This window comes from Salmonella sp. 32120201201600049SM (assembly GCF_017572835.1).
In the GTDB taxonomy this organism is placed as follows: domain Bacteria; phylum Pseudomonadota; class Gammaproteobacteria; order Enterobacterales; family Enterobacteriaceae; genus Salmonella; species Salmonella enterica.
The window spans coordinates 60,181-86,665 of sequence record NZ_JAGESA010000010.1; the positions used below are offsets into that span (position 1 = coordinate 60,181).

General features: G+C 53.0%; 24 protein-coding genes. 10 read left to right on the forward strand and 14 right to left on the reverse strand.

Annotated features, from left to right (window positions below):
• The first annotated feature begins 66 nt into the window (after positions 1-66).
• From J4650_RS17900 to J4650_RS17920, 5 genes are all read left to right on the forward strand, one after another.
• Positions 67-540 carry a YbjO family protein gene (locus J4650_RS17900; RefSeq protein ID WP_000505788.1) on the forward strand — a complete coding sequence of 158 codons (474 nt, stop codon included), beginning with the start codon at positions 67-69 and terminating at the stop codon, positions 538-540.
• A gap of 42 nt (positions 541-582) precedes the next feature.
• Positions 583-1,710: a 23S rRNA (uracil(747)-C(5))-methyltransferase RlmC gene (gene rlmC, locus J4650_RS17905; RefSeq protein WP_023993618.1), complete on the forward strand. Its 1,128-nt coding sequence runs from the start codon at positions 583-585 to the stop codon at positions 1,708-1,710.
• Positions 1,711-2,004: 294 nt separating this feature from the next.
• Positions 2,005-3,348 (forward strand): PTS sugar transporter subunit IIC, encoded by a 1,344-nt coding sequence (locus tag J4650_RS17910; protein WP_000399323.1) that lies wholly within the window; start codon positions 2,005-2,007, stop codon positions 3,346-3,348.
• A 29-nt stretch (positions 3,349-3,377) separates the two neighbouring features.
• Positions 3,378-3,698: a PTS sugar transporter subunit IIB gene (locus tag J4650_RS17915; protein ID WP_000655399.1), complete on the forward strand. Its 321-nt coding sequence runs from the start codon at positions 3,378-3,380 to the stop codon at positions 3,696-3,698.
• A gap of 9 nt (positions 3,699-3,707) precedes the next feature.
• Positions 3,708-5,195, forward strand: coding sequence for a sulfatase (locus J4650_RS17920; RefSeq protein WP_023993619.1), 1,488 nt, complete (start codon positions 3,708-3,710; stop codon positions 5,193-5,195).
• Positions 5,196-5,413: 218 nt separating this feature from the next.
• Here J4650_RS17920 and artJ read toward each other — a convergent pair whose 3' ends face one another.
• The 6 genes from artJ to J4650_RS17950 form a co-directional block, all read right to left on the reverse strand.
• Positions 5,414-6,145 (reverse strand): arginine ABC transporter substrate-binding protein ArtJ, encoded by a 732-nt coding sequence (artJ, locus tag J4650_RS17925; RefSeq protein WP_000737538.1) that lies wholly within the window; start codon positions 6,143-6,145, stop codon positions 5,414-5,416.
• 236 nt (positions 6,146-6,381) lie between these two features.
• The gene (gene artM, locus J4650_RS17930) at positions 6,382-7,050 is read right to left on the reverse strand and encodes an arginine ABC transporter permease ArtM (RefSeq protein WP_023993620.1); all 669 of its coding nucleotides are present in this window, start codon (positions 7,048-7,050) and stop codon (positions 6,382-6,384) included.
• Positions 7,050-7,766: an arginine ABC transporter permease ArtQ gene (gene artQ, locus J4650_RS17935; RefSeq protein WP_001001677.1), complete on the reverse strand. Its 717-nt coding sequence runs from the start codon at positions 7,764-7,766 to the stop codon at positions 7,050-7,052. The genes artM and artQ overlap by 1 nt, the downstream gene beginning before the upstream one ends.
• A 6-nt stretch (positions 7,767-7,772) precedes the next feature.
• Entirely contained in the window at positions 7,773-8,504 is a 732-nt protein-coding gene (artI, locus tag J4650_RS17940; protein ID WP_000756586.1) for an arginine ABC transporter substrate-binding protein ArtI, read from the reverse strand.
• 17 nt (positions 8,505-8,521) lie between these two features.
• Positions 8,522-9,250, reverse strand: a complete 729-nt coding sequence (gene artP / locus J4650_RS17945; protein WP_000027186.1) for an arginine ABC transporter ATP-binding protein ArtP — start codon at positions 9,248-9,250, stop codon at positions 8,522-8,524.
• A gap of 229 nt (positions 9,251-9,479) precedes the next feature.
• Positions 9,480-9,995: a lipoprotein gene (locus tag J4650_RS17950; protein ID WP_001270724.1), complete on the reverse strand. Its 516-nt coding sequence runs from the start codon at positions 9,993-9,995 to the stop codon at positions 9,480-9,482.
• A gap of 127 nt (positions 9,996-10,122) precedes the next feature.
• Between J4650_RS17950 and J4650_RS17955 the strand changes: the two genes are divergently transcribed.
• Together J4650_RS17955 and J4650_RS17960 are read left to right on the forward strand one after the other, a co-directional pair.
• Positions 10,123-10,446 (forward strand): heavy metal-binding domain-containing protein, encoded by a 324-nt coding sequence (locus J4650_RS17955; protein WP_001160725.1) that lies wholly within the window; start codon positions 10,123-10,125, stop codon positions 10,444-10,446.
• The gene (locus tag J4650_RS17960) at positions 10,443-11,273 is read left to right on the forward strand and encodes an N-acetylmuramoyl-L-alanine amidase (protein WP_000645850.1); all 831 of its coding nucleotides are present in this window, start codon (positions 10,443-10,445) and stop codon (positions 11,271-11,273) included. The genes J4650_RS17955 and J4650_RS17960 overlap by 4 nt, the downstream gene beginning before the upstream one ends.
• Here J4650_RS17960 and J4650_RS17965 read toward each other — a convergent pair.
• The 7 genes from J4650_RS17965 to J4650_RS17995 form a co-directional block, all read right to left on the reverse strand.
• Complete coding sequence (locus tag J4650_RS17965) at positions 11,270-12,283, reverse strand: NAD(P)-dependent oxidoreductase (protein WP_000866905.1); 1,014 nt, start codon at positions 12,281-12,283, stop codon at positions 11,270-11,272. The genes J4650_RS17960 and J4650_RS17965 overlap by 4 nt on opposite strands.
• Before the next feature lie 95 nt (positions 12,284-12,378).
• Positions 12,379-13,812, reverse strand: coding sequence for an SDR family oxidoreductase (locus tag J4650_RS17970; RefSeq protein WP_023993621.1), 1,434 nt, complete (start codon positions 13,810-13,812; stop codon positions 12,379-12,381).
• A gap of 10 nt (positions 13,813-13,822) precedes the next feature.
• On the reverse strand, positions 13,823-14,824 hold the full coding sequence (ltaE, locus tag J4650_RS17975) for a low-specificity L-threonine aldolase (protein ID WP_000566344.1): 1,002 nt from the start codon (positions 14,822-14,824) through the stop codon (positions 13,823-13,825).
• Positions 14,825-14,862: 38 nt separating this feature from the next.
• Positions 14,863-16,581, reverse strand: a complete 1,719-nt coding sequence (poxB, locus tag J4650_RS17980; protein WP_000815309.1) for a ubiquinone-dependent pyruvate dehydrogenase — start codon at positions 16,579-16,581, stop codon at positions 14,863-14,865.
• A 157-nt stretch (positions 16,582-16,738) separates the two neighbouring features.
• Complete coding sequence (gene hcr / locus J4650_RS17985; RefSeq protein WP_001670445.1) at positions 16,739-17,707, reverse strand: NADH oxidoreductase; 969 nt, start codon at positions 17,705-17,707, stop codon at positions 16,739-16,741.
• 11 nt (positions 17,708-17,718) lie between these two features.
• Positions 17,719-19,371, reverse strand: coding sequence for a hydroxylamine reductase (hcp, locus tag J4650_RS17990; protein WP_000458785.1), 1,653 nt, complete (start codon positions 19,369-19,371; stop codon positions 17,719-17,721).
• Between the two features lie 143 nt (positions 19,372-19,514).
• Positions 19,515-20,414 (reverse strand): lysine exporter LysO family protein, encoded by a 900-nt coding sequence (locus J4650_RS17995; RefSeq protein ID WP_000491146.1) that lies wholly within the window; start codon positions 20,412-20,414, stop codon positions 19,515-19,517.
• A 201-nt stretch (positions 20,415-20,615) separates the two neighbouring features.
• On the opposite strand from J4650_RS17995, the gene J4650_RS18000 reads away from it, so the two are divergent.
• A complete protein-coding gene (locus J4650_RS18000) occupies positions 20,616-22,274 on the forward strand; it encodes an ATP-dependent endonuclease (protein ID WP_000599770.1) in 1,659 nt (552 codons plus the stop codon).
• On the opposite strand, the gene J4650_RS18005 is transcribed toward J4650_RS18000, so the two are convergent.
• The gene (locus J4650_RS18005; protein ID WP_001617140.1) at positions 22,271-23,221 is read right to left on the reverse strand and encodes a VirK/YbjX family protein; all 951 of its coding nucleotides are present in this window, start codon (positions 23,219-23,221) and stop codon (positions 22,271-22,273) included. The two genes, J4650_RS18000 and J4650_RS18005, sit on opposite strands and share 4 nt — an antisense overlap.
• A 145-nt stretch (positions 23,222-23,366) precedes the next feature.
• Here J4650_RS18005 and macA point away from each other — a divergent pair, with 145 nt between their 5' ends.
• Together macA and macB are read left to right on the forward strand one after the other, a co-directional pair.
• Complete coding sequence (gene macA / locus J4650_RS18010; RefSeq protein ID WP_001201750.1) at positions 23,367-24,485, forward strand: macrolide transporter subunit MacA; 1,119 nt, start codon at positions 23,367-23,369, stop codon at positions 24,483-24,485.
• Positions 24,482-26,428, forward strand: coding sequence for a macrolide ABC transporter ATP-binding protein/permease MacB (gene macB, locus J4650_RS18015; RefSeq protein ID WP_023993622.1), 1,947 nt, complete (start codon positions 24,482-24,484; stop codon positions 26,426-26,428). The genes macA and macB overlap by 4 nt, the downstream gene beginning before the upstream one ends.
• The last annotated feature ends 57 nt before the right edge of the window (positions 26,429-26,485 follow it).

Consider the following 26,485-nt stretch of genomic DNA (forward strand, 5'->3'; position numbering starts at 1 on the left):
AAAATCTTCCACTATGGCAATGCGTTGCCGCGCGGGTCGCGGCATCATTTTCAGGGAAGACATTCATTGGGATTTATAAAGCAATCAACCTCATCACATGCCCGTTTAAATGTGCCTACGCTGGTGCAGGTTGCGGCTATGGCGATTATTTTGATTCGCGGTCTCGATGTGCTGATGATTATGAATACCCTCGGCATACGCGGGATGGGCGAGTTTATTCATCGCAGCGTGCAGACGTGGAGCTTAACCCTGGTCTTTCTGGCAAGCTTAGTGCTGGTCTTTGTTGAAATTTATTGTGCGTTTTCGCTGGTGAAAGGCCGTAGCTGGGCGCGCTGGGTGTACCTGGCGACACAAATTATTGTGAGCGGATATCTGTGGGCGGCGTCGTTAGGCTACGGGTATCCGGAGTTGTTTAGCATCGCGGGAGAATCGAAGCGTGATATCCTGCATTCCCTGGTTATGCAAAAACTCCCCGATCTTTTAATTCTGTTTCTGCTGTTTATTCCCGCTCCCAGCCGTCGGTTCTTCCGGCTGCAATAATGTGTATAATCGTCGCCCCGGATAATATGAAGGTTTTTTGGTATGCAGTGCGCACTCTATGACGCGGGTCGCTGCCGTTCCTGTCAATGGATTACGCAGTCGGTTAACGAACAACTTTCCGCAAAAACAGCCGATTTACATCGTTTGCTGGCCGGGCTGCCTGTTGAACAGTGGTGCGCGCCGACTGGAGGCCCGGAACAGCATTTCCGCAACAAAGCGAAAATGGTCGTGAGCGGTAGTGTAGAAAAACCGCTCTTCGGGATGCTGCATCGCGACGGTACGCCGGTCGATCTTTGCGGCTGCCCGCTGTATCCCGCCTCCTTTGCCCCCGTATTCAGCGCGCTAAAACCTTTTATTGCCCGTGCCGGACTCACGCCTTATAACGTGGCGCGAAAACGCGGCGAACTGAAATACCTGTTGCTGACGGAAAGTCAGTTCGATGGCGGTATGATGCTACGCTTCGTGTTGCGTTCAGAAAACAAACTTACGCAACTGCGCGCGGCGTTACCGTGGCTGCGCGCGCAACTGCCGCAGCTCAGAGTGATCACCGCAAATATCCAGCCGGTACATATGGCGATTATGGAAGGGGAGACGGAAATCTACCTGACGGATCAGCAGGCGCTGGCGGAACGTTTTAACGATGTGCCGCTGTGGATTCGCCCGCAAAGTTTCTTTCAGACCAACCCTACGGTCGCCAGCCGATTATATGCAACGGCGCGCGATTGGGTAGGACAACTGCCGGTACGCCATATGTGGGATCTTTTTTGCGGAGTGGGCGGATTCGGCCTGCACTGCGCGACGCCGCAGATGCAATTAACCGGTATTGAGATCGCGCCGGAGGCGATTGCCTGCGCGAAGCAATCCGCTGCCGAGCTGGGATTGACCCGCCTTCATTTCCAGGCGCTGGATTCCACCCAATTCGCCACCGCACAAGGCGAAACGCCCGACCTGGTATTGGTGAATCCTCCCCGCCGCGGCATTGGCAAGCCGTTGTGCGATTACCTTGCACAAATGGCGCCGCGTTTTATCATTTATTCAAGCTGTAACGCGCAGACGATGGCGCAGGATATTCGTCATCTGCCGAACTACCGTATTCAACGTGTTCAGCTTTTCGATATGTTCCCGCATACCGCGCATTATGAGGTTTTAGCGTTACTGCGCAGGCTGTAGCGCCAAAAGCCAGACATACCAAATATCTATATTAACTATCTAATTATCCATAAATAATAATAACCATGATCGATCGATAAAAAACTCCGATCGATCATGGTTATATATTACCCTATTTTTGCAAATCAAATCACAAATAATCACTTTAAATCTTTTAATGACTAATTTTGATTATTACAGTGCGTGTAAGGCAAAATTAGACAAGGTGGTTTATCGGGTAACTTTCAATAGCATCAGCGAAGCAATACGTAACGTCAGTAAAGGGGTCAATCATGACAACGAATAGGCACGCTTATGGAGGGCGTTCAGACGATGTTTGCCAAATTTATAGATGTTATTCAAACGTTTTTAACTGAACCGGCAATATTAATTGGGATATTAGTCGGTGTTGGCTATGCGCTGGATAAAAAGACGCCTATAAAAATTATCACCGGTATGATCAGCGCGATGGTCGGTTTGATGATGGTGTTATTTGGCGGCTTTCAATTTTCAGCCACTTTTAAACCGGTTGCAGAGGCAGTCAGCAAGGCTTATGGCGTGCATGGATACTTAATGGATTCATATGCCATGAAAGCCGCGACGCAAATAGCGCTGGGCGATAATTTCGGCTATGTAGGATACGTTTTTGTATTGGCGTTTTTTACTAACCTGTTATTAGTTTTATTTGGCCGTTATACCGGCGCAAAAGGTATATTTCTTACCGGTAATACCGGGGTCTCTCATTCACAGGCAGTACTGTGGTTAATCGTCTTCTGGCTGGGGTTCGGTTGGGTACAATCCATTGTAATTGCCGGGGTATTGACCGGGGTCTTTTGGGCGTTTTCAACTACACTTATTGTTAAACCCATCGCCAAAGTGACCAATAACGCCGGTTTTACCATTGCGCATAACCAGATGCTGGGACTGTGGTTTTTCTCGAAATTCGCGCATAAATTCGGCGATCCGGAAAAGCATGACGCCGAAAACCTGAAACTTCCCGGTTGGTTAGCCATTTTTAACCACAACGTGACGGCAATCGCCATTGTGATGACGCTCTTCGTTGGCGGTTTTCTATTGGCGACAGGGATCGATAACGTACAGTTAATGGCGAAAGGCAAACCCTGGTATATCTATATCATCAATCTGGGCCTGCAATTCTCTATGTATATGGTCATCTTGCTGCAGGGCGTGCGGATGATGGTTGGTGAAATTAACGGTTCGTTTAAAGGATGGCAGGATCGCTTTATTCCTAACGCCATACCGGCTGTGGATGTTGCTGCTTTATTACCTTTTTCGCCTAACGCGGCCACGCTGGGATTCGTCTTTTGTACTTTCGGCACGATTTTTTCCATGGGCATCCTGCTGCTCATCCATAGCCCTATTATGGTATTGCCTGGTTTTGTTCCGCTCTTCTTTTCCGGCGGTCCCATCGGCGTATTAGCCAACCGAATGGGGGGATATCGTTCCGTTATTATTTGTACTTTCCTGTTAGGGATTATTCAGACTTTCGGTACGGTATGGGCCATTCCTTTAACCGGGCTGGCAAAAGAAGGTGTGGGCTGGACGGGAATATTTGACTGGGCGACTCTGTGGCCTGCAATTTGTGAATTACTGAAATTTATTGCTTCAACGTTCCATCTTGGTCCTTATTCCATTTAATTGATTCGGTTTATATAAAGGATTTTATTATGAAAGATTCTGTAAATATTTTATTCGTATGCGGTTATGGTGTAGGCAGTAGCGTAATGTTACAGACTGTTGTTAAAAAAGCGTTAGCAAAATATGACTTCTCTTTTGATATGGAGCATACGGCAGCGGGAGAGGTCGGTGGATTTACCGACTGGGCAGATATTTATGCGATTTCGAAAAAATTGCTTGATGTTGTTAGCCTCGATCCTAAACACGGACAATATCTCATTCCCATTGAAAATATCATGGATGGCGAATCAATAGGTAAACAGATTTACGATGTGGTAGAGAAAAATTTTCCGCACCTGCTCAACAAATGAGGGTGAGTCATGAAAGCGATTATTCTGCTGTTTGACAGTCTGAATAAAAACTATTTGCCGCCCTATGGTGATTTGCTAACGAAAGCGCCTAACTTTCAACGCCTGGCGGCACATGCCGCCACCTTTGACAATAGTTATGTCGGCAGTATGCCCTGTATGCCAGCCCGTCGGGAACTGCACACCGGGCGCTATAATTTCCTGCATCGTGAGTGGGGGCCGCTGGAACCCTTTGATGATTCCATGCCGGAATTATTGAAAAAAGCGGGGATCTACACCCATCTTATCAGCGATCATCTGCATTACTGGGAAGACGGCGGCGGTAACTACCATAACCGCTATAGCTCCTGGGACGTAGTACGCGGTCAGGAGGGCGATCACTGGAAGGCAAGTGTTGGCGAGCCGCCCATTCCGGAAGTACTGCGCGTTCCACAAAAACAAACCGGAGGCGGCGTTTCCGGGCTATGGCGTCATGACTGGGCGAACCGCGAATACATCCAGCAGGAAGCCGATTTTCCCCAGACGAAAGTTTTTGACGCCGGGTGCGATTTTATCCATAAAAATCATGCCGAAGATAACTGGTTATTGCAGGTTGAGACGTTTGATCCGCATGAGCCGTTTTATACCACCGAGGAATATTTATCGCTCTATGACGATGAGTGGCAAGGCCCGCATTATGACTGGCCGCGCGGCAAAGTCAGTGAAAGCGAGGAGGCGATAGCGCATATTCGCTGTCGTTATCGGGCCCTGGTTTCCATGTGCGACCGCAATCTGGGACGTATCCTTGATCTGATGGATGAACACGATCTCTGGCGCGATACGATGCTGATTGTCGGTACCGATCACGGCTTCTTGCTGGGGGAGCACGGTTGGTGGGCTAAAAATCAAATGCCCTATTATAACGAGGTGGCGAATAACCCGCTGTTTATCTGGGACCCGCGCAGCGCGGTATGCGGAGCGCGACGGCAGTCGCTGGTGCAGATGATTGACTGGGCGCCAACGCTACTGGATTATTTTCAGCAACCTATTCCCGCAGATATGCAGGGCCAACCGCTGGCGAAAGTCATTGCCAGTGATGAACCCGTCAGGGAAGGCGCGCTGTTTGGCGTGTTTAGCGGACATGTTAATGTTACCGACGGACGCTATGTTTATATGCGGGCCGCGCAGCCGGGGCGTGAGCATGACATTGCGAACTACACGTTAATGCCGATCAAGATGAATGCGCGTTATGACGTGGATGAACTGGGAAAATTATCTCTGGCACCTCCGTTTAACTTTACTAAAGGGCTTCAGGTATTACGTATTCCGGCCAGGGAAAAATATAAAGGTGTGAATAGCTTTGGTCATCTCTTGTTTGATCTCAGAGACGATCCGCAGCAGCTGCATCCTATTCATGATGAGGCCATCGAAGCAAGGATGATCAACTTACTTATCCGTTTGATGAAAGAAAATGATGCTCCGGCGGAGCAGTATCGCCGTCTGGGTTTGGATGTTGTCTAAAAACGTAACAATGTTGTAAGCCGGGTGCGCGTTAGCGTCACCCGGTAAGTATTAGTCCGAATCGCCTGTTGATGCAGGCGTTTGAGACTGATGACAAACTGTAGAATGCTCAATGGCGCTGCGCTTATCAGGCCAGGATAGTTTCCGATGGCGGCCCGTGGGCTGAATAAGGTATTTATACTGCCATTTCGCAACACGGTGGGCTAATCACATACGTTTTACTGCGGGAACCACTGATCGCTGATTTTCTGATAAGTGCCGTCCGCTTTAATGGCGGCCAGCGCATTATTCAGTTTTTCCAGCAACGCCTTATTGTCCGGGCGCACCGCGATGCCAAGTCCGGTACCGAAGTATTGCGGATCGGTCACTTTCTCTGTTGCCGGACCCAGTTGCGGATTCGTTTTCAGCCACTCATTGACCACTGCGGTATCGCCAAAGACGCCGTCAATACGGCCATTTTTCAGGTCGATAATCGCATTCTGGTAGCTGTCGTAGGCCACGGTTTTGACCTCCGGATGTTTATCCTGGAGATATTTTTGATGCGTGGTGCCATTTTCCATACCGATACGCTTACCTTTTAGATCGGTAAAGGTTTTATAGGTGTCTTTTTTGGCAATCACCAGCGCGGAGTTCGCATAATAGGGATTGCTAAAGGCGACCTGCTTACTGCGCTCCGGGGTAATGTCCATTCCGGAAATGACGGCATCATATTTTCTGAATTTCAGCGCCGGGATAAGACTATCGAAAGCATGATTGGTAAAAGTACATTCTGCCTGCATTTGCTTGCATAATGCGGTTGCCAGATCGATATCGAAGCCCACAATTTTATTACTCGCATCCAGGGATTCAAACGGGGGATAGGTGGCGGAAACCCCGAAATTGATTTTTTCAGCGGCGATGCTGCCAGTGGCGAAAGAGGCGAGTAATGCGGCCAGAACTAACTTTTTCATGATGTCACTCCCGTAATCTTATGATTATGCGCCGTGTCTGCGGCATAGATTTACAATGCCATCAATTGAATTTGTATGCAATAAAAATGATTAAATATTTTTAAATGGATAAAAAAAGACGGACAAGTTAACCACTTGTCCGTCAGGTTTATTCAATATTATGCATCGTAGGCTTGATAAGCGCAGCGCCATCTGACCATTGTCGAACGGCGGCGAGAATGCCTTATTCTGCCTGGTTAATTGCGCCGCTCAAACGCCAGGGCTTTACGCTCAATCAAACGCATCATCAGCGTCAATAGACCGTTGACGACCAGGTAAATTACGCCTGCCGCGCAAAATACCACCACATCGTAGGTACGACCATAGAGCAACTGACTGTACCCCATGACCTCCATCAAGGTGATGGTATAGGCCAGCGAGGTACTTTTGAAGACCAGTACCACCTCATTAGAATAGGAGGAGAGGGCGCGTTTAAACGCATAGGGCAACAAAATCGCCAGCGTATCTTTCTTACTCATCCCCAGCGCGCCGCAGGACTGCCACTGACCTTCCGGAATCGCGCGAATCGCGCCATAAAATAGCTGCGTGGTATAAGCGGCGCTGTTTAGCGACAACGCGATCAGTGCGCACAGCCACGGTTCAGACAGTAGATGCCAGAGTAGCGGATACTCTTGCAGGGTCGGGAATTGACCGGGTCCGTAGTAGATCAGAAAAATTTGCACCAACAACGGCGTACCGGTAAACAACGTGATATAGCCGCGCACCAGCCACACCACGAACGGCGTTTTTAGCGTCAGGATGATGGTAAAAACTAACGCCAGCACCAAAGCGACGGCAATAGAAGCCACGGTCAGCGTCAGGCTGGTGTGTAGCCCTTTTAGCAGTTCAGGTAAATACTCAAGCATTAGTCCGGCCTCCGCTCAAAACGTGTCGCGCGCAGGTCTATGCGTTTGAGAATGTACTGACTGATCAGCGTAATGACCAGGTAAATAGCCGCCGCAATAATGTACCAGTTAAACGGTTCCTGGGTGCGTGTGGCAATACTTTTGGTCTGCAACATCAGATCGTTAACGCTGATAAGGCTGACCAGAGCCGTATCTTTTAGCAACACCAGCCACTGATTACCCAGCCCTGGCAGGGCGTGACGCCACATCTGCGGCATCACCAGACGGAAAAAAATCGCCGTCTTTGATAATCCCAGTGCCTGACCCGACTCCCACTGACCAGACGGAACGGCTTTCAGCGCGCCGCGTAGCGTCTGCGACGCATAGGCCGCATACAGCAGGGACAACGCAATCACGCCGCACAGGAACGGACTGACGTCAAAGTTCTCAATCTCCATTTGCACCGGGATCTGCGTAAAGCCGAGATGGAGGGTAAACCCGTCAGACAGCGTAAGCAGGAGTTGCGAGGAGCCGAAATAGATAAACAGCACCACCAGAATTTCCGGCAGGCCGCGCAAAATAGTGACCAGCGCGGAGCCTATCCAGGCAATCGGGCGCCATTTTACGGACTCCCAGACGGCAAAGAACATGGCTAACGCGAGGCCAATGATCAGCGCGCAGACGGCAAGGCCGACGGTCATCCCGGCGGCGCTTGCTAAAGGAAAAAATTCGTTCATCAAAGATTACTTCTGGAACCATTTGTTATAGATGGTCTCGTAAGTCCCATCTTTCTTCACTTTTTCCAGCGCAGTATTGAATTTCTGCTGCAGCTCGGTGTTGCCCTGACGTACCGCGATACCCAGGCCGGTGCCGAAATAATCTTTATCGGTGACTTTATCGCCGACCGGCGCCAGCTTAGGATTGGCTTTCAGCCATTCGGTCACGACCGCCGTGTCGCCGAAAACAGCGTCGATACGGCCATTTTGTAGATCCAGCTTCGCGTTCTGATAGCTGTCATACGGTACGGTGGTGATTTCCGGATGCTTATCCATGATGAATTTCTGGTGCGTCGTACCGTTCTGTACGCCGACTTTCTTGCCTTTCAGTTGATCAACGCTGGTGTATTTGCCCTGCTGACCCACGAACAGCGCGGAGTTGTCGTAATATGGCGTGGTAAACAGCACCTGCTTTTCACGTTCCGGCGTGATATCCATTCCCGCCATTACAGCGTCGAAGCGGCGGAATTTCAGGCTGGGGATCAGGCTGTCGAACGCCTGATTGGTAAAGGTACAGGAGGCGTCGATCTCTTTACATAGCGCGTTGGCCAGGTCGACGTCAAAGCCGACAATCTTGTTATTAGCATCCATCGATTCGAACGGCGGATAGGACGCTTCGGTCGCAAAACGAATGGTCTGGGCTGCTGTAGCGGAAAGGCTAAAGCCTGCAATTAGCGCGGCAATCAGAACTTTTTTCATTGTCATTGTCCCGAATCTTAGTGAGAGAGATAGTTTTTGAACGCTTCGGTCTGAGGGTGGGCAAAGCAACCCGCATCACCGTGCTCGACGATGTGACCATTTTCCATATAAATCACACGACTGGCGGTCTTACGCGCCACTTCGACTTCATGCGTAACGATCACCTGAGTAATGTTCGTTTCCGCCAGCTCATGAATAATGCTGACGATTTGAGCGGTAATTTCCGGGTCCAGCGCGGCGGTCGGTTCATCAAACAGCAGCACCTGCGGCTCCATCATCAGCGCGCGGGCAATCGCGACGCGCTGCTGCTGACCGCCGGAAAGGTGCAACGGATAACGATCGCTATAGGGCTTCAGACGTAGACGCTCCAGCAGCTTTTCTGCGCGCGCCAGCGCCTGATCTTTTGTCAGACCCAGTACGCGGCAGGGCGCTTCAATCAGATTCTGCACAACGGTGAGATGCGGCCAAAGATTATATTGCTGAAAGACCATTCCGACATTTTGACGTAGCTCACGAATCGCCTTATCGGACGGCGTTTTCGTAAAGTCAAAATGGTTCCCGGCGATAGTCAGAGTGCCGGAGCGCGGCATCTCAAGCAGATTGAGTACACGCAGCAGCGAACTTTTACCCGCCCCGCTTGGGCCAAGCAACACCAGCGTTTCGCCTTCGGGGCAATCCAGCGTGATATCGAACAGCGCCTGATGCGCGCCGTAAAAGCAATTAATGCCGTTTAATTGAATACTCATTGACACTCGTATACAGGCAGTCTGATAGCTATTGAAGCCGCAGATAGTACCTTTCGCAGAATAGTTATGCAATATTTATGCGTTAAAAGTTAAATATATCCCACATTCTTCCCTAAACATAGCACAAAATAGCAGGAGGAATAGTAGGTAAGAAGAATTGTCGGCATCCCGGGCAGAATGCCAGACAATTTACGGGGTTATGGGTGCAAAAGCGGGGGAATACTGTCTGTTAACGGTTTTCTATTGACTGGCGCAGCGTACCGGCAGGGGCATGGACATCTCCGCCCAGATAGCGAACGTCGTCAATCACCCAGCATGAGCCTTCGTGAATCATAAGCACTTCATCCTGCCAGCTTTGATCGCCCTGTTTTAACGCCACCCGCAGAGGAATGTTGCGCGCATCTCGGTTCGGAATGGTTGATGCGCTGGCGACGTTGGCGCTATCCGGCAGCGTAGCGCGGCTGGAGAACAGATCGCCGCTCATCAACTGGCGGTGCTCCGTATCGCGGCTGGCGTCGGTCAACAATTTCGCCAGGTTATCACTCAAGTAGGGGCGAAGCGCGGCGATATCATTGCTGTGGTGTTGAATACGGTAGTCGTAAAATTGTTGAGCCACGCTGTCCGGGCCGCCTTCCACACACGCGCCGATACGCGGGCCATTATCTTTGTAGGCGGGAGTGACGGTCGTACAGGCGCTAAGCAGAAGCGCGCACGGGATGAGCAAAGAGAGTTTAGAATAGCGCATGATGATTTCCTTATAGGCGATCGAGCAAAAACCGATCTACGATAATCAATTATATCCTTTCAATGATAGCGTATCAGCTTGATAATGCGTTTGAGATCGTGTGCTTAGCTAACCCGGGAGATTCACTATGCAGTTTTCAACAACCCCAACGCTGGAAGGACAAAGCATCGTGGAGTATTGCGGTGTGGTAACGGGCGAAGCCATTTTAGGCGCCAATATTTTCCGCGATTTTTTCGCCGGCATTCGGGATATCGTCGGCGGACGTTCCGGCGCGTATGAGAAAGAGCTGCGTAAAGCGCGTGAAATCGCTTTTCAGGAACTTGGCGAGCAGGCTAAAGCGTTGGGTGCCGATGCGGTGGTAGGCATCGATATTGATTACGAAACTGTCGGCAAGGATGGCAGTATGCTAATGGTCAGCGTCAGCGGAACGGCGGTGAAAACGCGCCGATGAAAGCGCTACTGTGGCTGGTGGGTCTCGCGTTGCTGTTAACAGGCTGCGCGAGCGAAAAAGGAATTATCGATAAAGAGGGATATCAGCTTGATACCCGACATCGGGCGCAGGCGGCCTATCCGCGCATTAAAGTCCTGGTGATTCACTATACGGCGGAAAACTTTGACGTTTCGCTGGCGACGTTAACGGGTCGCAACGTCAGTTCGCATTACCTGATTCCCGCAACCCCGCCATTATATGGCGGTAAACCGCGCATCTGGCAACTGGTGCCGGAACAGGATCAGGCCTGGCATGCGGGCGTCAGTTTCTGGCGAGGCGCCACGCGTCTCAATGATACGTCTATTGGCATTGAGCTGGAAAATCGCGGTTGGCGAATGTCCGGCGGGGTGAAATCTTTCGCGCCGTTTGAATCCGCGCAAATTCAGGCATTGATTCCGTTAGCGAAGGATATTATCGCGCGCTATGACATCAAACCGCAGAATGTGGTGGCCCATGCGGATATCGCGCCGCAGCGTAAAGACGATCCCGGCCCGCGCTTCCCGTGGCGCGAGCTGGCGGCGCAGGGGATTGGCGCCTGGCCTGACGCCCAGCGTGTGGCGTTTTATCTGGCTGGACGCGCGCCGTATACGCCAGTCGATACCGCAACGGTGCTTGCGTTACTCTCGCGCTATGGCTATGAAGTCAAAGCCGATATGACGGCGCGCGAGCAGCAGCGGGTGATTATGGCGTTCCAGATGCACTTCCGTCCGGCGCAATGGAACGGTATCGCAGATGCCGAAACGCAGGCGATTGCCGAAGCATTACTGGAGAAGTACGGCCAGGATTAACGCGGTAAATTTCCGTGATCGCGCAGCCAGGCGGCGGTGCGCTCAATGCCTTCGTCCAGCGTGATGATGGGCTGGTAGCCCAGCTCTTCCTGCGCGCGAGTCGTATCGAGCGTAAAATCAAAATTCAGTTTTGACACGCCGTAATGCGTTAGCGGGGGCTCTTTGGCGGATTTTTTGCCGAAGCGCTCCATACTGCGGGCGATCATATCCAGCATCGGGTAAGGCACAGAGCGAATGCGGCAATCGATAGTCAATTCATCAATTAACTTTTGTACGATGCTGCGTAAGGTACGGTTTTCGCCGTTAGTGATGTTATAAGCGCGGCCAGAAGGCAGATGATCGCAGCCCGGCTGGCTGGCCAGCCACATGGCGTGGATCGCATTTTCATAGTAGGTCATATCGACCAGCGCGCTGCCCCCGTGCGGTAATAAGACGCTACCGTAATGGTGCATCATATGCGCCAGACGTGGGATAAATACTTTATCGTGCGGGCCAAACAGGCTTTGCGGACGCAACACCGTAAAACGTGTTTGCGGATTGGCCTGCGCCAGCAGATTAATCACCTCTTCGCCGGCGGCTTTACTGCGGGCGAACTCATTGGCAAACCGATGCGGACGGAAATCCTCTTTGATATCACGGTGATGGTGGTAATCAAAATAGAGTGAGGGAGAGGAGATATGAATAAAATTGCGCACGCCCCAGGCGACCGCCCATTCTCCCAGGCGGCGGGTGGCGCGAACATTCGCCAGATCGAAAGCTTGTTGGGTTCCCCAGGGCGAGGTAAAGCTGGAGCAGTGCCACAATGTGTCGATCCCGGCGAGCATCACTTTAGCCTGCGAGGAGACCAGTTCGGTTAAATCCGCATGGACGAATTCCGCGCCCATTTTTTCAAGCAGCTTGCCCATCGCTTCATTGCGACCCGTCGCTCTGACGCTGATGCCTTTATTGCGCAAAAATTCAACCGCGTTTCGACCTAAGCCGCTGGTGGCGCCGGTAACCAGTACCTTCATATCAATCCACTGTGTTTAATAAACCGTCGTGCGCATTCTTCCGTGAATTACGTCGGTATGCAATGGGAAACACGAAAGAATACAGCAACTTTTTCTCATTTTTCTGTGATTTGTTCTGCAAGTCGGGCAATACGCCTTGCCATTCCCCGGAAAATAAACAGGTGCGCCGGGATCATCAGTAGCCAGTAAATCAGGCCCGGCATTCCGTGTGGATGCCACCAGGCGCGCACGTCAATTTCGCGGTAGCGGCCTTTATCGTGCAGCGTGAAGCTAAGCCGCCCCAGGCCCGGCGCTTTCATGCCAAACAAGAGCGTGAGCTGTTTTTCTGGTTCGACAATGATCACTTTCCAGCTATCTACCGTATCGCCAGGCTTGAGCAAAGTATGCGACGGGCGGCCTTTCGCCAGTTTATGCCCCACCAGACGGTCCATCGCGGCGCGCGTCTGCCACAAAATATTGCCGAAAAAATAGCCCTCTTTGCCACCCAGCCGATTTACGACCTGCCATAGCGCCGATAGGCTGGCCGGGGTCTGCGCGGTAAAGCCCGCCTGCTTTGGAAAATAGCCGTATTCGGGACGCCAGCGGGCGAAGGCCAGCGCGTCGTAGCCCCAGTCGCTGGAGTTCACCAGTTTTTCTTCTTCTTTCAGCGTGCGGCGAACGGCGTCGTCAAAGGTGATAAGCGTTTGGGGGATCAACTTTTTTAACGCGGCGTCATCGGCCAGCAAATCGTGCCTTAACCCCTGGATTAAGGCTTTTGCGGTAGTCGGCGGCACGGAGGTAATGACGTTTAAAAACCAGACCGAAATCCAGCGGGTCGGAAAAGGCACCGGGATCAGCGGACGCCGTTTACCGCTGACGGCCATAAAACGTTCAAACTGCTGCTGATAGCTTAATACCTGCGGCCCGGCGGCTTCCAGAATACGATGCTCGTGCGCAGGGTGGTCCAGCAAGCCGACCAGGTAGTAGAGTAAATTTTCCAGAGCGATGGGCGTGGTGCGCGAACGCACCCAGCGCGGCGGCGTGAGTATTGGCAGGTTGTAAACCATGTCACGCATGACTTCGAAGGCGGCGGAGCCTGCGCCGACGATGATCCCGGCGCGTAATTCTGTCACCGGCACGCCTGCGTCGCGCAGCGTGTCAGCCGTAAGCTGGCGGGCGCGCAGGTGATCGGATTGCTCATGCGTCGGCGCCTGCAATGAACTGAGGAAAATAAGTTGTTTAACCGGCGTCTGGCGCAGCGCGTCGCGCACGTTGAGCGCCGCCTGACGCTCATGGGCGATAAAATCGCCGCCTTCGCCCATGCCGTGTACCAGATAGTAAACGGTATCAACGTCGCGAAGCAGCGCAGGTAAATTTTCCGGCCAGTGCAGATCGACCTTATGACAACTGACGTTGGCGAGGCGCTGTTTTTCCAGACGTTCCACGCGCCGCGCCGCCGCCCGCACCTGATGCCCTTGCTGACTTAGCGCAAAGACCAGGTGCTGGCCGATATAGCCGCTGGCGCCGAGAACCAGAATGCGTTGCGCCACGTTGCTCTCCTTAGCGGGCTAAAAAGGCGCGCCAGTGGGCGACGACGTCGGTAAGCTGTTCGCGAGAGACATCCAGATGCGTCACCAGACGCACAATCGGCGCGGCGTTAATCAGGATATTCCGTTCCCGCAAATAGTCGCCAAGCGCGGCGGCCTGTGCTTCGCCAACGCGAACAAACAGCATATTCGTTTCGTGGCGTATGACCTCCGCGCCCGCTTCCCGAAGCTGCTGCGCCAGCCAGGCGGCGTTATCATGATCCTCTTGCAGACGCGCCACGTTATGCTTCAGCGCATACAGTCCGGCCGCTGCCAGAATCCCGGCCTGACGCATTCCGCCGCCGACCATTTTACGCCAGCGCGTCGCGCGTTTAATGTAATCGCGGTTGCCGACCAGCAGTGAACCGACCGGCGTTCCGAGACCTTTTGACAGGCAGATGGTAAAAGAGTCGCAATACTGCGTAATCTCTTTTAACTCACAGCCGTAGGCAACCACCGCGTTAAAAATTCGGGCGCCGTCAACGTGCAGCGCCAGTCCACGTTCGCGGGTAAATGTCCAGGCGTCTTTCAGATACGCGCGCGGCAGCACTTTCCCGTTATGCGTATTTTCCAGACTGAGCAAGCGCGTGCGCGCGAAGTGGATGTCATCCGCTTTAATCTTCGCCGCCACGTTCTCCAGCGGCAGCGTACCGTCCGCGGCGGCGTCGATGGGCTGCGGCTGAATGCTGCCGAGCACCGCCGCGCCGCCAGCTTCATAGAGATAATTATGCGCGCCCTGACCGACGATATACTCTTCGCCGCGTTCACAATGGCTAAGCAGCGCGACCAGATTGGCCTGGGTGCCGGTGGGTAAAAAAAGCGCCGCTTCTTTACCGGAAAGGTCGGCGGCGTAGCGCTGAAGGGCGTTAACAGTAGGGTCATCGCCGTATACGTCGTCCCCGACCGGGGCGGTCATCATCGCCTCGAGCATGGCGCGGCCCGGTCGGGTAACGGTATCACTGCGTAAATCAATCATGGCACATCCCTGGATTTTAAAAGGTGATGTGCACTGTTTTACCTTAGCCAGTTCGTTTTCGCCAGTTCGATCACTTCATCGCCGCGGCCGCTAATAATGGCGCGTAGCATGTACAGGCTAAAGCCTTTCGCTTGTTCCAGTTTGATCTGCGGCGGGATCGCCAGCTCTTCTTTTGCCACGACCACGTCAACCAGTACCGGGCCGTCAATGGAAAACGCGCGCTGTAGCGCACCGTCCACGTCTGCGGCTTTTTCCACGCGAATACCGGTAATGCCGCAGGCTTCGGCGATACGCGCGAAATTGGTGTCGTGCAGTTCGGTACCGTCGGTAAGGTAGCCGCCGGCTTTCATTTCCATCGCCACAAAGCCCAGCACGCTGTTATTAAAGACGACGATTTTTATCGGCAGCTTCATCTGTACCACCGAGAGAAAATCGCCCATCAGCATACTGAAGCCGCCATCACCGCACATCGCGATAACCTGACGACCCGGCGCGGTAGCCTGAGCGCCGAGCGCCTGCGGCATAGCGTTGGCCATTGACCCGTGGTTAAACGAGCCCAGCAGGCGGCGCTTGCCGTTCATTTTTAGATAGCGGGCCGCCCAGACGGTCGGCGTGCCGACATCGCAGGTAAAAATAGCGTCGTCAGCGGCGAAATGACTAATTTGTTGCGCCAGATATTGTGGGTGGATGGCTTTATCGCTGAGTTTGGCTAAGTCATCAAGTCCCTTACGGGCGTCCCGATAGTGCTCCAGAGCTTTATCGAGGAATTTACGATTGCTTTTTTCTTCCACCAGCGGCAGCAGGGCGCGAAGCGTGGCTTTAATATCGCCCACCAGCGCCATGTCGACTTTGCTGTGCGCGCCAATACTGCCCGGGTTGATGTCAATCTGAATGATTTTGGCATCGCTCGGATAAAAGGCGCGATAGGGGAACTGGGTGCCGAGCAGGATCAGCGTATCGGCGTTCATCATGGTGTGGAAGCCAGAAGAGAAGCCAATCAGGCCGGTCATTCCCACATCATAAGGGTTATCGTACTCAACGTGCTCTTTGCCGCGCAGGGCATGAACGATTGGCGCTTTTAGTTTTGCCGCCAACGCGACCAACTCCTCATGCGCGCCCGCGCAGCCGCTACCGCACATCAATGCGATATTGCTGGAGTAGCGCAGCAGTTGCGCCAGTTTTTTCAGCTCTTCCTCCGCCGGCGTGACGACGGGGTGCGGGGCATGGTACCAATGAGTGACGGCGTTTTCAGGCGCAGGTTTCAGCGCCACGTCACCCGGAAGTACGACCACGGAGACGCCGCGGTTTAGCACCGCTTTGCGCATGGCGATGGCGAGTACCTGCGGGATCTGCTCCGGGCTGGAAACCAACTCGCAATAGTGGCTGCATTCACGGAACAACTCCTGCGGGTGGGTCTCCTGGAAATAACCGCTGCCGATTTCACTGGACGGAATATGGGCGGCGATCGCCAGAACAGGGACGTGGTTACGGTGGCAATCAAACAGGCCATTGATCAGGTGCAGGTTGCCCGGTCCACATGAACCGGCGCACACTGCCAGCTCGCCGGTAAGCTGCGCTTGTGCGCCGGCGGCGAAAGCGGCGACCTCTTCGTGGCGGGTTGGCATCCATTCAATGGTTCCCATACGATTAAGACTATCGCTCAGGCCGTTCAGGGAGTCGCCAGTGACGCCCCAGATTTGTTTTACGCCAGCCTGTTCCAGCGTTTTGGCGATAAAAGCAGCAACGGTTTGTTTCATGGTTCTCCATCTCCTTAAATGTGATAACGGTTACAAGTTTAGTTGAAGATGACGATGACGTTTTTCTTTGGCGGAGAGAGGGGCGAAAGGATGAAGCGAGTGGTAAATCGCCCGGTGGCGCTAGCGCTTACCGGGCCTATAATGGAGCGTTTACCGATTATGCGAGAACAAGATCGCCCTGCGGATGGCAGGAGCAGGCCAGTACGTAACCTTCGGCAATCTCCGCCTCGCTCAGCGTCATGGTGCTGCTCACCGTATAGTCGCCGGAAACGACTTTGGTTTTACAGCAGCCGCAAACACCTGCCCGACAGGCAGCGGCAACCGGTACTTTATTACTCTCCAGCGCCTCCAGCAGCGTCGTACCGATCGGGGCATAAAATTCCTGCGCTGGCTGTAGCTTGGTGAATTTCAGGCCGCTGGTTGCCGTTTCCGCCACCGGCGTGAAGAACTTCTCTTTAAAGAAGCGCGTTACGCCAAGCGCTTTCACTCCCTGTTCGACGAAATCCATATAGGGCGCCGGGCCGCAGGTCATGATGGTGCGCGATGCCAAATCCGGTACGCTCTGTAACAATTCCGTGGTCAGACGGCCCGCGACAAAACCTTCCGTGGCATGATTTTCCGCCACTAGCGTGACCGGATACTGTCGCCACTCGTCGGCAAAAATCACATCATCCGGCGAACGGACGTTAAAGATGACCTGCACGTCGGCCTGCGGGCGGTATTTCGCCAGCCAGCGACGCATCGACATGATTGGCGTTACGCCACAACCGGCGGCGAGCAGCAGAAACTTATCTTCTGTTTTATCGTCACAGGTAAAATCGCCCATTGCATCAGACAGCCAGATGTAATCGCCGCGCTTGATGTCATGGGTCAACCACTGCGAACCCGTGCCATCGTCAATCCGACGAACGGTCAGCGTAATATATTCACTGACGCCCGGCGTAGACGAAAGGGTGTAGGCGCGCAGCGTTTCCGCTGAATTGCGCACGCTCACCAGCGCATACTGCCCGGCGCGGTAAGGGTAGTAGTCATGGCATAATAGCGCAATTGTCCATACATCCGGCGTCTCCTGACGGATGTGATGCACCTGCATTCGCCAGGGGCACTGTGAGGTTGGCATCGTCATCATTGACCTCCTTACGCGCTCAGCAATTGCTTCATGTCTTCTTCAACGGTGGTCACGGAACGCAGACCGAACTTCTCGTTGAGGATAGCCAGCAGATCCGGCGTGAAGAAGCCCGGCGCGGTCGGCCCGGTGACAATATTTTTCACGCCTAATGACAGCAGCGTCAGCAGAATCACGATCGCTTTCTGCTCAAACCAGGAGAGCACCAGCGATAGCGGCAGATCGTTGACGCCGCAGCCCAGTTTTTCCGCCAGCGTCACCGCCAGGATAATCGCGGAGTAAGCATCATTACACTGACCGGCATCGACCAGACGCGGCAGCCCTTCGATGTCGCCGAACTCCAGTTTGTTGAAACGGTATTTACCGCACGCCAGAGTCAGGATCAGGCAGTCATCCGGCACGCTGGTGGCGAAATCGGTAAAGTAGTTACGCTCGCCGCGCGCGCCGTCACAGCCGCCGACCAGGAAGATGTGGCGCAGTTTTTCACGACTGACCAGATCGATGAGCGTATCGGCAGCGCCGAGCAGGGTCTGACGGCCAAAACCGACGGTGATAAGATGCGGAATTTCGCTGTACGGGAAGCCCGCCATCTGCTGCGCCTGGGCAATGACCGGCCCGAAGTCATCGCCTTCAAGATGGCTAACGCCCGGCCAGCCGACGATGCTACGGGTCCAGATACGGTCGTCATAGCTGCCCACGGTCGGGTCGATAATGCAGTTAGAGGTCATCACGATTGGGCCAGGGAAGCGGGCGAATTCGACCTGCTGATTCTGCCAGCCGCTGCCGTAGTTACCGACCAGATGCTTGAATTTACGCAGTTCCGGATAGCCATGTGCGGGCAGCATTTCACCGTGAGTATAGACGTTAACGCCGGTGCCTTCGGTCTGTTCCAGCAGGTTGTAGAGATCTTTCAGATCGTGACCGGAGATCAGAATGCACTTGCCTTCAGTCGCTTTGACGTTGACCTGAGTCGGCGTTGGGTGACCGTATTTGGTGGTTTCACCGGCGTCCAGAATGCTCATCACTTTGAAGTTCATCTGGCCGATTTCCATTGCGCACTCCAGCAGCGCGTTCATGTCAGCAGGCCAGGTGCCCAGCCAGGCCATGATTTTGTGGTACTGCGCGTAAATGTCGTTGTCGTATTGACCGAGAACGTGCGCGTGTTCCATATACGCCGCCGCGCCTTTCAGACCGTACAGGCACAGCAGACGCAGGCCGAGGATGTTCTCGCCAATGGCGGCTTTGTCTTTATTCGGGGTAAATTCCGCCGCCTGACGTTGCAGTTCGCCCAGATCGTCGCTGACCAGTTGCAGATCGGCCATCGGATTGTCGCAATGCGCATTAGCATCCACGCTCAGGCACTGCGCTTTCAACGCTTCACGCAAGGCAATCGCTTCACGGGCGTAGCCGACGATACGCGGAGAGTCGAAGTTAACGTTGGTCAGCGTGGAGAAAAACGCGCGCGGCGCAAAGTTATCAACGTCGTGATTAATGATGCCATATTCACGGGCCTTCACCGCCCAGGCAGACAAACCTTGCAAAGCCGCAATCAGCAGATCCTGCAGATCGGACGTTTCAGCTGTTTTACCGCACATTCCCTGCGCGTAGGAGCAGCCGTTTCCGGCTGGTGTACGGATGGTTTGTTCACATTGCACACAAAACATGGTCACACCTTTTAAAGTTATATTTAATATACATGTTTAAGGTTATGCCTGTGAACAAAGGGATAAAAGGGATTTCTGCCATAATGTGCAAGGAGATTGATTTAGCGCAATTTTGGCGGCAGATGCCTACCGCCAAAGAGGTATCAGGCCGAGAAGAACGCCATTAAGAGGGGGACCAGCAGGCTGAGGATAAAGCCATGTACGATAGCCGCCGGAACAATCTCTACGCCGCCGGAGCGCTGTAATACCGGCAACGTAAAGTCCATTGAGGTCGCTCCGCACAGGCCCAACGCCGTTGAACGGCTGCGGCGAACCAGACCGGGAATAAGCATAATGGCTAAGAGCTCGCGGGCCAGATCGTTAAAAAATGCCGCGCTGCCGATAACCGGTCCAAACGACTCCGTCAGCAAAATACCGGAAAGAGAGTACCAGCCGAAACCTGACGCCATCGCCATGGCGGTTTTTAGCGGTAAGTCCAGGATAAACGCATTAATCACGCCGCCCAGTAATGAGCTTGCCACGACAACGACCGCGACCATCATTCCCCGGCGGTTAAGCACAATTTGCTTTAAGGTCATGCCGCTATTTCGTAGCTGAATCCCCACCAGGAACAATAAAAAGATCAGCGTATATTCACTGGCTTCGGTGGCGTGCTGTAAAACAGAGAGTCCGCTCAGGCCGATGACAAACCCCAATACCACTACGCCGCACAGTTGCAGCGACTCCAGCGCCATGGCAATACGCGAAGGCAGTTTTTCCTGCTGATGATGGTGACGCCACGGGAGGATACGTTCCAGCCACAGTAAGGCGGCGATATTACACAATAAAATAATCGTAATACTGACGGCGGAATAATGAAAAATCGCCACCAGATTACTGGCGAGGTTATCCAAAAACGCCAGACTTATTCCCATAAAAAAGAGAATAAGGTACACGATCCAGCTCAGTAGCCGGTTAATGAGTTGTAATGCGGCTTTATGTCGCAGTGAAATGAGATAGCCCACAATCAGTGGAACCAGAATGATTAAAAGTCCTGAAAACATGAACAGCCGGGCCCTTTTTTATTGTTTGAATAGCGTACATGACACTACCGAATTCCAGACTATCAGTAAAGCGACACCGTCAGCCGTACATTTATCAGACATTTGCCCCAGGCAAAGGGGGGGAATATCACGCCAGGCGGACGCATTTGCCGTTATACTGCGGTGAATTTTATGGAGTGATGACGTTTTTCTGGAGGAAGCATGATTCTCGAACGCGTTGAAATAGTAGGATTTCGCGGTATCAACCGACTGTCGTTGATGCTGGAGCAAAACAACGTGCTGATTGGGGAAAACGCCTGGGGAAAATCCAGCCTGCTGGATGCGCTGACTCTGTTATTGTCGCCGGAACTCGATCTCTACCATTTTGTCCGTGAGGATTTCTGGTTTCCGCCTGGCGACATAAAAGGACGCGAGCATCACCTGCATATTATTCTGACTTTTCGCGAAACGCAGCCAGGGCGGCATCGGGTACGTCGTTATCGAGCGCTGGAAGCATGCTGGTCGCCTTGCGAGGATGATTTTCACCGTATTTTTTATCGGCTAGAGGGCGAATGCGGCGCCGATGGCAGCGTGATGACGCTGCGCAGTTTTCTCAATAGCGATGGGCAGCCATTGCCGGTGGAAAATATTAACGATCAGGTGCGCCACCTGGTTCGTTTGATGCCAGTGCTACGTTTGCGCGATGCGCGCTTTATGCGACGTATTCGCAACGGTACGGTGCCCAATGTGCCGGATGTTGAAGTCACGGCCCGACAGCTGGATTTTCTGGCGCGTGAGCTGGCGACCCGGCCGCAAAATTTAACCGACGGGCAGATTCGTCAGGGACTGTCCGCGATGGTGCAACTGCTTGAACACTATTTCTCAGAGCAGGGCGCAGGACAGGCGCGTCACCGACTCATGCGCCGACGTTCGCAAAATGAGCAGCGTAGCTGGCGCTATCTGGATATTATTAATCGGATGATCGACAAACCGGGCAGCCGGTCGCATCGGGTGATCCTGCTGGGGCTTTTCTCCACGCTGTTACAGGCGAAAGGGACGCTGCGGTTACATAAAGACGCGCGACCATTACTGCTGGTGGAAGATCCGGAAACCCGTTTACATCCCATTATGCTTTCAGTCGCCTGGCAATTGCTCAATCTGTTACCGCTACAGCGGATAGCGACAACCAACTCAGGCGAACTGCTCTCGCTAACGCCGGTGGAGCATGTCGTACGGCTGGTGCGCGAATCTTCCCGCGTCGCCGCCTGGCGTCTGGGCCCGGGCGGGTTAAGCGCGGAAGATGGACGGCGCATCGCCTTTCATATCCGCTTTAATCGCGCGTCGTCGCTGTTTGCGCGTTGCTGGCTACTGGTGGAAGGCGAGACGGAAACCTGGGTTATTAATGAGCTGGCGCGTCAGTGTGGACATCATTTTGATGCGGAGGGTATTAAAGTCATTGAGTTTGCTCAGTCTGGCCTGAAACCGCTGGTGAAGTTCGCCCGCCGTATGGGAATCGAGTGGCATGTCCTGGTGGATGGCGACGAAGCGGGGAAAAAATATGCCGCGACGGTCCGCAGTCTGCTTAATAACGATCGGGAAGAAGAACGCGAACATCTCACGGCGCTGCCTGCGCTGGATATGGAACATTTTATGTATCGTCAGGGCTTTGCCGATGTTTTTCACCGGGTTGCGCAGCTTCCGCCTAATGTGCCGATGAATACCCGGAAAATTATCACTAAAGCTATCCACCGCTCGTCAAAGCCGGATTTGGCGATTGAAGTCGCGATGGAAGCCGGGCGGCGGGGAATTGACGCCGTGCCGCCGCTGTTCAGAAAGATGTTCTCGCGCGTGGTTTGGCTGGCGCGGGGCCGGGCGGATTAACGTTTGAATGTGGCCGGAACCTGTTCGACGACGCTATCGAGTAACGCATAGCGGCGGCGATACTCGGCCCGTTTCTTACTGGCGATCTCCGATTCGCTTTTTCGGGCGATCGCCAGCGGTAGCGCATAGTAATTTCCTTTAATTCTTTCACCGCCTAACGATTCCCAAAACGCGTCATAGTCGGCATGCATTTGCGTCTTTTTATCCATGTATCGCCAGCTACGGTAAACGTGCGCATCGTTACTCACAGCTATAATCTTTTCTGCCTGAAAGACTTGCGCAAACTGACAGAGAGCCTCCATCACGATGCGTTTGGGAAAAAGACCATGGCAGGCTTTGGTCGCCTGCTGGATAATTTCGTGAGGGACGTCGTTTGCCGCGCCCTGTAATCCGCCGATAAATAGTGTGCGTTGTTGGTTAAAGCGACACAGGGTAAATGTGATCTCTGCCAGAATACGTAACTGTGCGTCGCGAACAACAATAGTGCTTTCACCTTCTTTATCCAGTGAGACCAGACTGACTAAATCAAGTTGAAACAACTCGCCGGTTTTAGTTTCAAATTTAGCAAGATTCAGGCCATACTGACTTAAATAGCTAACTTGTTGTTCCCGCGATAAAAGTTGGCGCATCTGTTGATAATGAAAACACAGCGCATCTAAGGCGAAATCGCGTTTAATATTTACAGCCATATAAGGACGATGTAGCCGAATAGGCAAACGCGGCTGACGAGCAAGTAACGTATTTAACTCCGGCCATTGGGTGAGATTGGTCAGTAATTGGCTGGTCGCACGCGGCATGACTAATGAGCGGATTAAAAACTTGCGACGAAAGCTGGCTTTACGCCAGAATTTTCCTGGCTGTAATTGCCCGCGCGTCAGACGAATAAATAATTGTAAAGGAGAGATGTAATCTGAAGTGTACCAGGTATTATCTGTAAGCTGTGTCATGATCGTAATCCGCGACATAAGATTGTCGAGATTGAACCACAGGAAACATTAACCAATCGTCAATACAGCCGGCGCTATCTTTATTGCGTCAGGTTTGTTTAGATACGGTTTACTTTCTGGTTAAAATTTTGCCGTCAGGGTTTCTATGCGTGCTAAGGGAAAGAAATTTAAAAAGCGTTATCTGGTCATTATTTTAATTCTTTTAGTGGGGGGGATGGCTGGCTGGCGAATGATAAATGCCCCGCTGCCAACTTATCAGACATTAATCGTGCGGCCAGGCGATCTTGAACAGAGTGTACTGGCGACTGGAAAACTGGACGCGTTGCGTAAAGTGGATGTCGGCGCGCAGGTGAGCGGCCAGTTGAAAACGCTGCTGGTCTCCATTGGCGATAACGTTAAAAAAGATCAGCTACTCGGCGTGATTGACCCAGATCAGGCGGAGAACCAGATAAAAGAGGTCGAGGCCACCCTGATGGAGCTGAACGCGGAGCGTCAGCAGGCAGCCGCTGAGTTAAAGCTGGCGCGGGTTACGCTGGCGCGCCAGCAGCAGTTAGCTAAGACTCAGGCGGTATCGCAACAGGATCTGGATACCGCGGCGACGGAGATGGCGGTTAAACAGGCGCGTATTGGCACCATAGATGCCCAGATCAAACGTAATCGGGCCTCGTTGGACACCGCGAAAACAAACCTGGAATATACCCGTATTGTTGCCCCCATGGCGGGGGAAGTGACGCAAATCACTACCCTGCAAGGACAAACGGTGATTGCAGCTCAGCAGGCGCCCAATATTCTGACGCTGGCGGATATGAGCACCATGCTGGTAAAAGCGCAGGTCTCGGAAGCGGACGTGATCCATCTTCGGGCGGGGCAGAAAGCATGGTTCACCATTGCAGGCGATCCGCAAACGCGCTATGAAGGCGTTTTAAAAGATATTCTGCCGACGCCGGAAAAGATCAACGACGCTATTTTTTATTACGCCCGGTTTGAAGTGCCGAATCCCAAAAGAATCTTGCGTCTTGATATGACCGCACAGGTTTATATTCAACTCATGGATGTCAAAAATGTGCTGATTATTCCTCTCGCCGCGCTTGGCGAACCGGTGGGCGGCAATCGTTATAAAGTGGCGCTGTTGCGTAACGGCGAAAAACGTGAGCGCGAAGTGATCATTGGCGAGCGTAACGATACAGACGTGGAAGTGGTTAAAGGTCTGGAAGCGGGCGATGAGGTGATCATCGGCGAGAGCAGGCCAGGAGCGACGCCATGACGGCATTGCTTGAACTGCGCAATGTGAGTCGCAGCTACCCCTCCGGAGAAGAGCAGGTGGCGGTGTTGAAAGATATCTCCCTGCAAATCCACGCCGGGGAGATGGTGGCGATCGTCGGCGTTTCCGGTTCTGGAAAATCAACGCTGATGAATATCCTCGGGTGCCTGGATAAACCGACCAGCGGCACTTATCGGGTGGCGGGGCGGGACGTCTCGACGCTGGACCCGGACGCGCTGGCGCAGCTGCGGCGTGAGCATTTTGGCTTTATCTTTCAGCGCTACCATCTGTTGTCGCATTTAACGGCAGCGCAAAATGTTGAAATCCCCGCCGTCTACGCCGGTATTGAACGCAAAAAACGCCAGGCGCGCGCCAGAGAGTTGCTTTTGCGGCTGGGATTAAGCGATCGCGTCGATTACCCACCTTCACAGCTTTCTGGCGGACAGCAGCAGCGTGTCAGTATTGCCCGCGCGCTGATGAACGGCGGACAGGTGATTCTGGCGGATGAGCCGACCGGCGCGCTAGATAGCCATTCCGGCGAAGAGGTGATGGCGATTTTGCGGCAACTGCGCGATCGCGGACATACGGTGATCATTGTGACGCACGATCCGCTGATTGCCGCTCAGGCGGAGCGGATTATTGAAATTCACGATGGCAAGATTGTCCATAATCCGCCCGCGCAGGAAAAGAAACGCGAACAGGGCGTTGACGCTGCCGTAGTTAATACGGCTCCCGGCTGGCGGCAATTTGCCAGCAGCTTTCGCGAAGCGCTCTCAATGGCGTGGTTAGCGATGGCCGCTAACAAAATGCGTACTTTACTGACCATGCTGGGAATTATTATCGGTATTGCGTCGGTGGTGTCGATTGTGGTGGTCGGCGACGCCGCAAAACAGATGGTACTGGCGGATATCCGCGCTATGGGCACTAATACGATTGATATTCATCCAGGCAAAGATTTCGGCGACGACAACCCGCAGTATCGACAGGCGCTGAAATATGACGATCTGGTCGCTATTCAGAAACAGCCGTGGGTTAACTCTGCGACGCCCAGCGTTTCAAAGAGCTTACGTCTTCGCTATGGCAATATTGATATTGCCGTAAATGCTAATGGCGTCAGTGGCGATTATTTTAACGTTTACGGCATGTCCTTTAGGGAGGGGAACACCTTCAATGCTGTACAGCAACAGGATCGCGCGCAGGTGGTGGTGCTGGATGCCAACACGCGACGCCAGCTATTTCCAAATAAAGCGAATATCGTAGGGGAAGTGGTGCTGGTGGGTAATATGCCGGTTATTGTTATTGGCATGGCGGAAGAGAAACCGTCCATGTACGGCAATAGCAATCTGTTGCAAGTTTGGTTGCCCTATAGCACGATGTCAGATCGCATAATGGGTCAGTCATGGCTTAACTCGATCACCGTTCGTGTGAAAGATGGCGTTGATAGCGATCAGGCTGAACAGCAGCTTACCCGCCTGCTCACCTTACGCCACGGTAAAAAAGACTTCTTCACCTGGAATATGGACAGCGTCCTGAAAACGGCTGAAAAAACCACCTATACTCTTCAGTTATTTCTGACGCTGGTGGCCGTCATTTCGCTGGTTGTCGGCGGCATCGGCGTTATGAATATTATGCTGGTTTCCGTCACCGAGCGAACGCGTGAAATCGGCATCCGTATGGCGGTAGGCGCGCGCGCCAGCGATGTGCTACAGCAGTTTCTTATTGAAGCGGTGCTGGTTTGCCTGGTTGGGGGAGCGCTGGGGATTAGCTTGTCGATGTTCATCGCATTTATGCTACAGCTTTTCCTGCCCGGCTGGGAGATCGGTTTTTCACTGACTGCGCTGGCGAGCGCGTTTTTATGTTCGACATTTACTGGGATACTGTTTGGCTGGCTACCGGCGAGAAACGCGGCGCGACTGGACCCGGTGGATGCGCTGGCAAGGGAGTAATCTTGCTGACGTCATTTGTCGGCCTGATAAGATGCAACGGTGTTGCTATCAGGAACT